Below are 12,564 nucleotides of genomic sequence, written 5' to 3' on the forward strand. Positions count from 1 at the left end.
CCAGAGTCTACAAGCTCTGGGCGTTTTTGTTTCTATCGTTTGTGCTGCTATCGTTTGTGCATACTTGGCTGCTTTTGCGTACGGCCGCGGCTGTTGCCACTACTATTATTTCCTTTCGAAGCGTTGCCTCTGTTCTTATTCCCGCCGGTGTCGTTACGCTGCTGTGCTGTGTTACCACGAGCTTGCTTGTTAGCGTTGGAATTACGTCGGCTCTTATTTACGCCGTTACCGCCTTTGCTGCTCTTGCCCTGAAAGGTAGGAGGAAGCCCAGTATGTTTGGTCAGTGCGCGTTCACCACGACGGCCTTTTTGCGCTTTTTGGCGTTTTTCATCTGCCGTTTCTGGCGGAACAAGGTGCTGAGGACCACGGCCTATTAAGTCTTCACGCCCCATACGCGTAAGGGCTTCGCGAATTTGCGCAAAGTTTTTCGGGTCGTGATAACGCAGCATCGCCTTGTGTAATCGACGGTGAATTTCACCTTTTGCAGAAGGCACCTCTTCACTGTCTTTAGTGACTTTGCGAAGGGAATTTACCTCGGTATGGTACATGGTGGTAGCCGTTGCCATTGGCGACGGATAGAAGTTTTGTACCTGATCGAGCTTAAATTTGTTTTCTTTAAGCCAAATCGCAAGGCTTAGCATGTCTTCGTCGGTGGTACCCGGGTGCGATGCAATAAAGTAAGGAATTAAGTACTGCTTTTTACCTGCTTCTTGTGAGTACTTATCAAATAGCTCTTTGAAGCGGTAGTAGCTGCCCATGCCCGGTTTCATCATTTTTGAAAGTGGGCCATCTTCGGTGTGTTCTGGAGCGATCTTTAAGTAGCCGCCTACGTGGTGAAGAGCCAGTTCTTTCACGTATTCCGGGTCTTCTACCGCTAGGTCGTAACGCACGCCTGAAGCAATCAATATCTTTTTAATTCCAGGCAACTCACGAGCACGGCGGTATAAATCGATAGTTGGCTTATGGTCCGTGTCCATGTGCGCACAAATGCTAGGGTACACACAAGAAGGGCGACGACATGTTGCTTCTGCTTTAGGGCTCTTACAACGCAGGCGATACATGTTCGCCGTCGGGCCGCCTAAGTCTGAAATAACACCAGTGAAGCCCGGTACAGTATCGCGTATTTGTTCTATTTCTCGAATAATAGAGTCTTCAGAACGGCTTTGAATAATACGCCCTTCGTGTTCAGTAATAGAGCAGAAGGTACAGCCGCCGTAGCATCCGCGCATAATATTAATACTGAAGCGGATCATATCGTATGCAGGAATTTTTGCATCGCCATACACAGGGTGAGGCACACGCTGATAGGGTAAATCGAATACCGCGTCCATCTCTTCGGTTTCAAGCGGCATGGCCGGTGGGTTAATCCAAATGTGTCTGTCGCCGTGGCGCTGCATTAGCGCACGCGCACAACCTGGATTGGTTTCTTGGTGCAAAATACGAGAGGTATGTGCGTATAACACCTTGTTGTCTTTCACCGTCTCGTACGCAGGTAGCTTAACGTACACGTTTTCCCAAGGCTTACGCTTTTCTTTCTCTTTTTGCGCAGGCTGAATCACAATGGGGGCGGCTTCTGGCGCTTCACTGCTTTTGGCGTCTTTATCCTGCGAATCGCACTCGGGCTCCATCTGGTAGGGGCTTGGAATGGCGTCTATCTTGCCCGGCCTGTCTAGAGAGGTCGAGTCAACACCTTGCCACTCTGGTAAGGCTTCTTTAACGATAATCGCAGTACCGCGAATGTCTCGCAAATCGGCAATATCTTCACCTGCCGCTAAGCGATGAGTGACTTCAACAAGAGGACGTTCGGCGTTACCGAAAAAGAGCATATCCGCTTTGGAATCGAACAGTACAGAGCGGCGTACTTTTTCACTCCAATAGTCGTAGTGCGCAATGCGACGTAAGCTGGCTTCTATGCCACCAACAATAACAGGCACACCTTTAAACGCTTCACGGCAGCGCTGTGAATACACGGTAACCGCACGATCAGGGCGCTTGCCACCTACATTGCCTGGCGTGTAAGCGTCATCGTGACGAAGCTTTTTGTCAGACGTGTAACGGTTGATCATAGAGTCCATATTGCCGGCTGTTACGCCGAAATACAGGTTGGGTTTACCCAACTTCATGAAATCGTCTTTGCTGGTCCAGTCTGGCTGAGAAATAATACCCACGCGAAAACCGTGCGCTTCAAGTACTCTGCCAATCACCGCCATACCAAAACTAGGGTGATCTACATACGCATCGCCCGTTACCAAAATAACGTCACAGCTGTCCCAGCCAAGGGCATCCATTTCTTCCTTCGACATGGGAAGAAATGGCGCAGTACCCAGGCAGTGTGGCCAATATTTAGGGTAAGAAAACAGACCGCGATCGGCCTTAATGGTGGCTTGCATAGTAATCACATCTAGATAAATCAGAGAGTTGCTGAGCTTAAATTAAGCTAAAGCTCAGAATAAGTGCGTAATTATAACAGTGTTGGCCAAGCTAAGGTATAGCACTGTCATTAAATTAAAGAGCTTTGTATACTCACTTAAATCAACAAGCTGTAAAGCTAGCCATGAGCGCATTTTTTTATAAGCGCTTCAAATGCCCGCATTTAGCGAATGACAGGCTTGTCTATTTACAACGAAGAGAATTAACGACGACTATGGCGTATTGGCTATTTAAAACAGAACCTGATGCATTTTCAATCGATGACTTGGCAAATCGCCCAGAACAAACGGAACCGTGGGACGGCGTAAGAAATTACCAGGCGCGTAACTTTTTACGAGACGGCGTTAAACGGGGTGACAAAGTATTTATCTATCATTCAAGTTGCAAGCTGGTCGGCATTGCAGGTGTTGCTGAAGTGGTAAGAGACGGCTACCCGGACACTACGCAGTTTAACCCTGAATCAAAATACTACGATCCTAAATCAAGTCAGGATAACCCCCGCTGGTATCGCGTTGACGTGAAATTTGTAGAGAAATTTTCAAGCGTTCTGCCGCTTTCAGTGATTAAAACGATGGACGGTATTAATGAACTGCCATTGGTCAAAAAAGGTGGAAGACTGTCAATCATGCCTGTAGAAGAGGCTGAATGGCAGCAACTGTATGCTGCTGCCAAACAGTAAGTTAAATGCTAAAAAGCGTAGCCGTCATATCTTGTTAGCTTGCTAAAGAATAAATATAAGGACTATCGCTATGCGCTAACTTTCTAGCGTGCGGTGTATCTAGCGGTATTATCTAGCGTGATTAGCTAACGAATAGCTGCTACTTGCCAAAGGCAAATTTAGTATCGGCATCGCGCAATAGGAAAAGTGCAAAGCACGCGCCCCACATTGGCCATGCAGCAAAAAACAGTAGGTGATTAAAGGCATCTAGATACTGCGGGAATGAAGACAGGGTAGACCCACCGTGAAGGATAAAAATAAGACCGTAGGTGTATTTTTTCGCAAGTCCCGCTAAGAATGCCAAAACCAGCGCAAGCTGCAGTGCGCCCATAACGTAAACGGCCATTTCAGGCACGCCGCCGATACCATAGAACTTTTCAAAAATGGCCATGCCGTGGGCTGGGTTAACAAACTTATCGAGTGTCCATACGAACATAACGATAAATATTGTTACGCGAAGAGAAAGTAGCGACCATTGTAGTCGGTTTTGAATATCGGTGTTGTTTTGCATACATGCTCCAAAAGTATAATAGTGCAAGCATACTAGAACGACCGTTCAAAATAAAAATTTCAATTAATTTTGTGTTTTTTAATATTTTTTTGAAAATTAAATGTACTGAAATTTTTTGTGACGCGTATCGGTCTTGTCGAACAAGAATTAAAAATACGGATCTGTTAATGAAAAAAGTAATCGGCCTAGCCGTTAGCACACTCGCACTTGCAATCAGTCAATCGCTCTATGCCCAGCAAGCGGCAGATATTGAAGTGGTTGAGGTAACCGGAAACCAGCAGAGTTTAGATACGCTAAATCCTGGTGATAATACACTTAAAGGCATTTTCGGTAGCGGTTTAAGTGCAGCTGAGACACCTAGAGCGGTGACGTCACTGTCGGCACAAGCGATAGAGGCACTTAACATTAACGATTTACACGACATCGTAAAAGCGGCGCCCAACGCGTACGCCTCTAGCGGCTTTGGCACGCCAAGCCTGCCCAGTATACGCGGCCAATTAGGTGAGCTTTTTCAAGATGGTATTAGACGTCAAGCGGGCAACAATGGCTTTGGTTTGCCTTTGTCGTTCAATAGCGTTGAGCAAATTGACGTGGTGAAAGGGCCGTCGCCAGTGTTGTTTGGTAGTACGCAGCGCAACGGTGGCTTTGTAAACCTTCAAACAAAGGTTGCGCCTACTACAGAAAGCAAGGGGAAAGTCACCCTTCGCGCCGGGCGCTGGGATCAGTATTCAGCGCAAGTGGATTACGGCACAGCTATAGAAGAAGGTAAAAGTGGTATTCGCTTTAGTGCAGAGTACTTAGACCATGGCAGTTTCTACGATTTTGCCGAGCGCGATAGCACGAACCTTTTTGTAGCCTATCGCTATACGCCAAGCGATGTACTGACGTGGGATATCAGCGCGGAGTATTATGACACAGACTATCCAGACAACGCAGGTATCAACCGCCCAACGCAAGACCTTATCGATAACGGTATTTATATTACTGGGCAAGGCACTCAGCCGAATGGCAGTACAGTACCGGGGGCAGGTGCTATCATTTCTCCTACCGGAGAAGTGGTTATTCCTCGCAACCGCGTATTCACAAATCCTGACGACATTAACGGTGCTGAAACTACGGTTATTCGAAGCAGTGTCGAATACAAAATGACTGATAACGTGGCGCTTCGCAACATTACATATTATCAATATCTTGAACGTGAAGAAATAGCGCAAAATAGCTTTGTTGAGATCATTGACGGGGCTGACACGTTCGAAAACCGCACTGAGCTAGATTATAAGTGGAACGACAGCCAAACCACGACTGTAGGGTTAGCGCTACGTTACAACGACGTGTTGGGCTATAGCCAGTTTACCACTGAGGCCGATAATCCGATTGATTTAACCGGGCCTATCTCAAACCGCGTTATTCCGCTTACCGATGCCCAAAAAGCCCGATTAGTTGAGCTGCGTCCTGGCGTATATGTTTCACCGGGGGCGCAGTACGACGTAGACGGCGATGGTAACGGCGATTTTAATTTATCAGACACCACCGACTCTACCGCATGGCAAACAGGCCTGGCGCTTCAGCAGCGCTCGACGTGGACCGATAAATTTTCAACGATTGCTGGCGTACGTGTTGATTACTATGACGTAGACGCGCGTGACCCACTAGCGCCGATTGGTGTTGAAGCAGCTTCAGATTCGTACAGCGATACATTAACCAGCTACCAGTTAAGTGCAGTGTACAAATTAACGGGTGATGTAAATGTTTACGCGGCGTTTTCAGAAAACGACGCAACATCGAACAGCATGGCGGGTGGAACGGTGTTAGGCGGTAATAACGAGATTAACCCGCTTAACTTTGCTACTGAAAATACGCTGTACGAAGTGGGTGTAAAATATGCGCCAAACAGCAGCTGGTATGCAGAGGCCGCTGTGTTTGACCAGACCCGAAGCCTACGTAACCGTGATGGCAGTAACAGTGGTGTGAAAACGCAAGGTTTCGAACTACAAATGTTCTATCAAGCAGACGATGTTTGGATCAATGCCGCGTATAGCTACTTAGACGCGCGTTTTGATGATTCAGCGGCGTTTCAAGGTACGGCGCAGGTTATTGATGCGTTTGATAATAGTCGTCCTGATATTATTGAAGGTACAGGAGTAGGATCACCTTCTTTTGCCGCGTTCCCTGCATCAGACAGTCGCGTTCAGGGGATCCCGCCACAAATTGCTTCTATTAACGCTGGCTGGCAAATTACGGATGACCTGCAAGTGGGGGCAAGTGCGCTCTATACCAAGTCATTCCCACTAGACTTTCTGCAAACGGTGCATATTCGCGACCAATATACGGTTGATGTAAATGCAGACTATCAAGTAACAGATGACCTTCGATTGCGTTTAGATATCATTAATGTGACCGATGAAGAAAACTGGCAGCCGCTGTTTGAAGGTGGGTATTTCGGTGCGACACTTGTCATGCCAAACGTACCTCGTCACGCTCAAGTTACCATGCAATACGCGTTTTAAGCGCTAAGGATATTTATGTTTAAGAAAATAGCGCTTTTAGGGGTTATTGTTGCCGCCATATTTAGCTTTTTTTATTTTGATTTAAATAGCTATCTAACCCTTCAAGGTATGAAGGATTCACTCGATACGTTTCAATCGCAGATTGCTCAAAACCCGGTATTAAGTATAGGTGTGTTCTTTGCCATTTATGTTGCCGTAACTGCACTTTCTTTGCCGGGTGCGGCTATTTTGACCCTGGCAGCAGGGGCTTTGTTTGGCCTGGTTCAAGGCTTAGTTATTGTATCGTTTGCCTCGAGCGTAGGGGCAACGCTGGCGTTCTTAGTTTCACGCTTCATATTGCGCGACACCGTGCGAAATAAGTTTAAAGAAAAGCTTAAAAAGATTGATGAGGGCGTGGAAAAGCAAGGTGCGTTTTACTTATTTACCCTGCGCCTAGTGCCAGTATTCCCGTTCTTCCTAATCAACCTGTTGATGGGGTTAACGTCGCTTAAAACCTGGACATTCTACTGGGTAAGCCAAGTGGGCATGCTTGCGGGCACCGCGGTATATGTAAATGCGGGTACTCAACTTGCCCAAATAGACAGTTTGTCTGGCATTGTCTCACCTGGGCTTATCTTTTCATTTGTACTTTTAGGCATATTCCCTTGGATAGCTAAAGCTATCGTAGCAGTGGTCAATCGCCGTCGCGTCTACAAAGGCTACAGCAAGCCAAAGAAGTTTGATCGCAACTTAGTGGTTATTGGAGCGGGTGCAGGTGGTTTGGTTACCAGCTATATTGCTGCTGCGGTGAAAGCAAAAGTCACGCTGGTAGAAGCCGGCGAAATGGGCGGCGACTGTCTCAACTACGGCTGCGTACCGAGCAAAGCCATTATAAAAACGGCAAAAGTGGCCAATCAAATGCGTCATGCTGATAACTATGGTTTAGAGCCGGTAACACCCGCTATGTCGTTTAAAAGGGTGATGGCACGTGTGCACGAAGTGATTGCGGCAATCGCGCCTAATGACAGTGTAGAGCGTTACACTAGCTTGGGTGTTGATGTTGTAAAAGGCTATGCGAAAATTATCGACCCTTGGACAGTTGAAATAAAAAAGAACGATGGCGGTACCCAAACACTAACCACAAAAAATATTGTGGTTGCTACAGGTGCAGCACCATTTATTCCCGAATTACCAGGCATTGAGCAAAGCGGCTATGTCACCTCTGATACCTTGTGGACCAAGTTTGCTGAACTTGAAGACGCGCCAAAACGTTTAATCGTATTAGGTGGCGGACCTATTGGTTGTGAGCTCGCCCAAGCCTTTTCACGCCTTGGCAGTGACGTAACGCAAGTTGAGCGTGCTCCGCGTTTAATGGGCCGAGAAGATGCGGATGTGGCGGAGTATGCTGAGTCTGTGCTTAGAGAGAGCGGCGTAAACGTATTGACGTCCCATGATGCGCTTCGCTTTGAACAACAAGACGGTGAAAAAGTACTGGTTGTAGCGAAAGAGGGTGTTGAATCTACTATAGCCTACGACGAAGTCATTGTGGCTGTGGGACGAAAAGCCCGTTTACATGGTTTTGGTCTGGAAGACCTAGGTATTCAATTTGATAGAACAATTGAAACAGACGAATACTTGCAAACCCTGATGCCTAATATCTTTGCCGCTGGCGATGTAGTAGGGCCTTATCAATTTACCCACGTGGCCGCCCACCAGGCATGGTACGCTGCAGTCAACGCACTTTTCGGCACGTTTAAAAAATTCAAAGTTGATTATCGCGTTATCCCATGGACAACCTTCATCGATCCGGAAGTAGCGCGCGTGGGCATTAACGAGCGTGACGCTGGCGAGCAAGACATTGACGTTGAAGTAACGCGATACGAGTTTGCAGAGTTAGATCGTGCTGTTGCGGAAAGTGCCAGAAAAGGGTTTATTAAAGTACTCACGCCACCGGGTAAAGACAAGATACTGGGCGTTACTATCGTTTCGGAACACGCAGGAGACTTACTGGCTGAGTTTGTTATTGCGATAAAGCACGATCTAGGGTTAAACAAGATCCTTGGCACTATCCACGCTTACCCAACATGGGCTGAAGGCGCAAAGTATGCAGCAGGGAATTGGAAGCGCGCAAACGCGCCTGAAAAATTGCTCAGCTATGTAGAGAAATTCCACACGTGGCGCAGAGGATAGTTAATGTGAAAAAAGCATTAGCGGTGACAAAAGCAGTTGCGGTGAAAAACGCATTGGTGATGGCGAGCGAACAAGTAATGACAAGAGTAATCGCGATGTCCAGACGAATCACTATTAGAAAATTTGGTCGATTGGCAGTAAGCAGCATCATGCTGCTTGCTGCAAGCGTAAGCTTTTCTGCTCTCTCTGATGAAGCGGTGCCAAAGCAATTGAACAGGATACACGAACCGTTTAGTGCGTTGCTAAGCGAGCATGTGAAAACCATAGACAATGGTGCCAGCACGCAAGTTGATTACCATGGGTTTAAACAAGATAGGGAACGTTTAACTCAGTATTTAAATAGCTTAGCTAAGGTAGAAAAAAGTACCTTTGACGGCTGGAGCAGGGCCGACCAACTGGCATTTCTCATAAATGCTTACAATGCCTACACCGTTGACCTTATTCTTACCGAATACCCTAAGATTGAGTCTATTCGCGATTTAGGCGGTTTCTTCTCGTCGCCATGGAAAAAAGAAATTGCGCCGCTACTTGGTAAAACCCGTACGCTGGATGAAATAGAGCACGAACTTATTCGTGGACAAAACAAAACCACGGAAGGATATAACGAGCCTCGAATTCATTTTGCCGTAAACTGTGCCAGTATTGGTTGCCCTGCGCTGCGAGAAGAAGCGTATGTTGGCGCAAGGCTAGATAGCCAGCTTGACGCACAAACCAAGCGTTTTTTAGCCGATACGTCTCGCAACAGAATGGACGGTAACACCTTGAAGCTTTCAAAAATACTCGACTGGTACAGCGAAGATTTTGAAAAAAACACCAATCGGAAAAGTGAAAGTTGGCAAGACATTAAAAACGTAAACACGGAAAATCTCAGCCAATTTTTGCTGTTATACAAGGATGCATTAAACCTATCGAGTCAGCAGATTTCAGTGCTTGAGCAAGATAACGCAGAGTTAGAATTCTTAGATTACGACTGGGCACTCAATGCCACGCAATAGCGCTTCAGTTAGCACGAAAGCGGCTTGTTTACGCCGCTTTGGCAAGTTTAGTCGCCTCATTAAGGGGCTGGCACTGGCGTCAGCTGTTTTCAGTTCTCAGCTAATTACGGCTTCGCATTCATTTGCGGTGCCGTTTGATATTGCCAGTGTTGATGGTTCTATTGTTGATGTTTCTGGCAATGAAATACAGAGCCAGCATCAATCGCCAACACGTGCGTCAACGGTGCTCAAGCGCACCTCAGCGCAATCGCCTAAAGACGACACACAAAGCAAACCTCTGGTACGTTTTCATGCATGGGGGGGAAGCGCTCAAGTGAATGGTTATTTGCAATGGGTAGCGGCGCAAGTTAGCCAGCGTTTTAACATTGAACTGCAGCACGTTAAGCTTGCTGATACCAGTGACGCCGTGTCACGCGTATTAGCAGAAAAAGCGGCCGGTAATCACGATAACGGCAGCGTAGATTTAATATGGATAAATGGCGAAAACTTTGCGGCAATGAAAAAGCATGGCTTGCTCTCTAAAGACTGGGTTAAAGAACTTGATTATTTCGCGCTAACCCGCCCGGAAAAGAACTCTGCCATGGTAACCGATTTTGGCGAACCCACGCTTGGTATGGAAGCGCCGTGGGGTAAGGCGTCGATGGTGTTTTATTATCGTAGCGCGCACATGAAAGCGTTAGGCACTGCACCTCCGCAAACCATTAATGAACTGCTTCGGTTCTCTCAAAAAGCGCCAGGACGCTTCACTTATCCAGTGCCGAGCGATTATTTAGGCATTAGCTTTATAAAATACGCAGCAATTGCACTTAACGGCGATAAGCAGTCTTTGTTTTACCTACCTGTTACCGAATCGTCTCTTCAGGCTGTATTGCCCGCACTTTGGGCTTATTTGGACCAATTGCATCCCACTATGTGGCAGCAAGGTGAGTATATGCTTCGCCAAGCCTCACAACTTCAACGCTTGGTTGGCACAGGTGAGTTAACACTCGCGTTTTCATTTACCGCCGCTGAAATTCCATCAGCGGTAAATCGCTTTGATCTACCCGACGATGTTCGCACCTATGCCATGCAAGACGGTAGCCTTGCTAATGTCCATTTTGTGGGGCTGACCTACAATTCGAAAAACAAAACAGCAGCAAAGCCAGTAGTAAATTTTTTGCTTTCGCCAGAAGCTCAGGCCGAGAAGCAAAAGCTGACGGTGTGGGGCGATGATACGGTTCTTGATATGGCATCGCTGACACAAGCACAAGCGATGCTGTTTAAAGACGAGTCTGTGCACAAATCTGCCCTCGACAAATCACAGTCAGCGGTGCTGTTAGCAGAACCCCATGCAAGCTGGACTGATAAATTGCGCGAAGCCTGGTATGAACGTTACGGGGCACGCTACTAATGTTTACTCACATTACACTTGTTGCACGCTGGTGCTTGCTGCTTTTACTTTGTATTCCCGTATTGGCAGGGCTGGTAGGGGTAATATTTCCTGCGTTAGGTTATTTCCCAGCTATCGGCGCAAACGCCTTTTCAACGCAAGTGTTTGCTACGCTATTCGACCTCCCAGATATTTGGCAAATGATGTGGTTGTCGCTTTTTACGGGCGTAGGCTCAACCCTTTTAGCCGTAATAGCAGCGTTTTGTATTCTCGCCACGTTTTACCAATCTTCCCTGCTAGGAAAAATTCAGGGTGTGTTAAGCCCGTTTCTGGTGTTTCCCCACGCGGCTGCGGCCATTTCCCTTTTATTTGTAGTTAGCCCTTCTGGTATATTTGCAGCAACTACCACGCGCTTGAATGCGTATTTTAGTCATGCTTTCACAACCCCCTTTGTTAATGAAATCAGCGAAATGGCATTGCCCGCTGCGAATGATGGAACGCTACTTTATGACGGTCTAGGACTAAGTATACTTATCGCGCTTAGCCTGAAAGAGCTGCCGTTTATTTTGTTAATGACGCTAAGCGTTATGTCTCAGCCGCTGGTGAAAAAGAAACTCACAGGGTATGTAAAGGTGGGGACAGCGTTAGGTTATTCGCCTACTGCGAGCTTTTTTAAACTGGTGCTGCCGACAATTTTTTCCCAGATAAAGTTACCGCTTTTAGCAGTACTAGTTTTCGCCACTTCAAATGTAGAAATTCCACTTATTCTAGGCCCAAATAACCCGAGCACTTTGGCTGTCGCCATTATGCACTGGTTTAATCATATTGATTTGTCCATGCGACTGCTTGCAAGTAGCGCTGCTGTGGTTCAAGTGGCAGTATCAGCGGTGGCGGTAGTATTGTTTTTGGGGATAGAGCGATTAGTGGCATACACCGGTAAGCGCAGCCTTTCAGGTGGAAATCGATATTTTGCAGATACTGCGCTACGCGCATGTGGTTTTACCGTTATGGCAGTTTACATCATCTTGATCTGCGCGGTGGTATACACGGTTGTTGTGTACTCCTTTGCTAAGCAATGGCATTTCCCGCTGTTATTGCCAGAGGGGCTAACACTACTGCACTGGAGTACGGCAACAAGTGCGCTGACAACACCGCTTATTAATACCTTATTACTTGGCGTGCTGGTGAGTACAAATTCATTGGTACTTGTTTTATTTACCCTGGAAAGCGAGCAGTTAAAGCCAGCGCGTGTTGTTGCTTCGAATGCATTTTCTGTCTCTCTATTTTTGCCACTATTGGTACCTGGCGTTGCTTTTCTATATGGTCTGGTCTGGTTCCAGCAGCTTGTTTTTCAAAACGCCGTATGGTTTCACACCTATATAGCGCACATGGTTTATGTTGTGCCTTACGTGTTTTTATCGATGGCTGTGGCGTATAGGAAGTTCGACAACCGATACGCCATGGTGGCGCAGAGCTTGGGCAAAACGCCGTGGCAGGTGTTTTATCATGTTAAGCTGCCTTCGTTGTTCAGCGCCATTATGGTGGCATGGGCGTTGGGGCTGGCGATTAGTTTTAGCCAGTATTTACCTACCTTGCTGGCGTCTGGCGGGACGCTCCCTACTGTTACTACCGAGGCTGTAGCGTCGGTATCGGGGAGCAGTACGCGACTTACTGCGGTGTATGTCATTATTCAAGCGGTAATGCCGTTAATTGGCTTTATGATCGCTTGGTACATGCCTGCAATTGCAACGAGAAGACGAAGTAGGCAAATGCTGGTATCAGATACTCACAGCAATCGTTCCGCAGACCCGGTGCAGTAAAAGCGCATGGCTAACATAAGAACAAAAACTACAAGGGCGTAATTT

8 protein-coding genes are annotated in these 12,564 nt (G+C 47.0%); 6 read left to right on the forward strand and 2 right to left on the reverse strand.

The features are described 5' to 3' along the window. Window positions 1–47: 47 nt before the first annotated feature. On the reverse strand, window positions 48–2,390 hold the full coding sequence (locus AC0J2X_RS17165; protein ID WP_462586246.1) for a YgiQ family radical SAM protein: 2,343 nt from the start codon (window positions 2,388–2,390) through the stop codon (window positions 48–50). A gap of 254 nt (window positions 2,391–2,644) precedes the next feature. Here AC0J2X_RS17165 and AC0J2X_RS17170 point away from each other — a divergent pair, with 254 nt between their 5' ends. Beyond that, window positions 2,645–3,109, forward strand: coding sequence for an EVE domain-containing protein (locus AC0J2X_RS17170; protein WP_101566579.1), 465 nt, complete (start codon window positions 2,645–2,647; stop codon window positions 3,107–3,109). Between the two features lie 139 nt (window positions 3,110–3,248). Here AC0J2X_RS17170 and AC0J2X_RS17175 read toward each other — a convergent pair whose 3' ends face one another. Beyond that, window positions 3,249–3,659 (reverse strand): hypothetical protein, encoded by a 411-nt coding sequence (locus AC0J2X_RS17175; protein WP_014976366.1) that lies wholly within the window; start codon window positions 3,657–3,659, stop codon window positions 3,249–3,251. Window positions 3,660–3,826: 167 nt separating this feature from the next. Here AC0J2X_RS17175 and AC0J2X_RS17180 point away from each other — a divergent pair, with 167 nt between their 5' ends. From AC0J2X_RS17180 to AC0J2X_RS17200, 5 genes are read left to right on the forward strand one after another with little or no spacing between them, the layout of a single operon-like run. Next, on the forward strand, window positions 3,827–6,166 hold the full coding sequence (locus AC0J2X_RS17180; RefSeq protein ID WP_014979159.1) for a TonB-dependent receptor: 2,340 nt from the start codon (window positions 3,827–3,829) through the stop codon (window positions 6,164–6,166). Window positions 6,167–6,181: 15 nt separating this feature from the next. Further along, window positions 6,182–8,335: an FAD-dependent oxidoreductase gene (locus AC0J2X_RS17185; RefSeq protein ID WP_014979160.1), complete on the forward strand. Its 2,154-nt coding sequence runs from the start codon at window positions 6,182–6,184 to the stop codon at window positions 8,333–8,335. Between the two features lie 5 nt (window positions 8,336–8,340). Then, complete coding sequence (locus tag AC0J2X_RS17190; protein WP_014979161.1) at window positions 8,341–9,330, forward strand: DUF547 domain-containing protein; 990 nt, start codon at window positions 8,341–8,343, stop codon at window positions 9,328–9,330. Further along, window positions 9,317–10,720 (forward strand): ABC transporter substrate-binding protein, encoded by a 1,404-nt coding sequence (locus tag AC0J2X_RS17195; protein ID WP_462586245.1) that lies wholly within the window; start codon window positions 9,317–9,319, stop codon window positions 10,718–10,720. The genes AC0J2X_RS17190 and AC0J2X_RS17195 overlap by 14 nt, the downstream gene beginning before the upstream one ends. Beyond that, window positions 10,720–12,519, forward strand: coding sequence for an ABC transporter permease (locus AC0J2X_RS17200; RefSeq protein WP_462586244.1), 1,800 nt, complete (start codon window positions 10,720–10,722; stop codon window positions 12,517–12,519). Before AC0J2X_RS17195 ends, AC0J2X_RS17200 begins: the two co-directional genes overlap by 1 nt. The last annotated feature ends 45 nt before the right edge of the window (window positions 12,520–12,564 follow it).

It is taken from the genome of Alteromonas sp. R7, assembly GCF_055755235.1.

What these genes read in the sequence shown, in the direction of transcription:
- AC0J2X_RS17195 (WP_462586245.1), top strand. Translation starts at nt 9,317, where the DNA reads ATGCCACGCAATAGCGCTTCAGTTAGCACGAAAGCGGCTTGTTTACGC.
- AC0J2X_RS17185 (WP_014979160.1), top strand. Translation starts at nt 6,182, where the DNA reads ATGTTTAAGAAAATAGCGCTTTTAGGGGTTATTGTTGCCGCCATATTT.
- AC0J2X_RS17165 (WP_462586246.1), bottom strand. Translation starts at nt 2,390, where the DNA reads ATGCAAGCCACCATTAAGGCCGATCGCGGTCTGTTTTCTTACCCTAAA.
- AC0J2X_RS17175 (WP_014976366.1), bottom strand. Translation starts at nt 3,659, where the DNA reads ATGCAAAACAACACCGATATTCAAAACCGACTACAATGGTCGCTACTT.
- AC0J2X_RS17200 (WP_462586244.1), top strand. Translation starts at nt 10,720, where the DNA reads ATGTTTACTCACATTACACTTGTTGCACGCTGGTGCTTGCTGCTTTTA.
- AC0J2X_RS17180 (WP_014979159.1), top strand. Translation starts at nt 3,827, where the DNA reads ATGAAAAAAGTAATCGGCCTAGCCGTTAGCACACTCGCACTTGCAATC.
- AC0J2X_RS17170 (WP_101566579.1), top strand. Translation starts at nt 2,645, where the DNA reads ATGGCGTATTGGCTATTTAAAACAGAACCTGATGCATTTTCAATCGAT.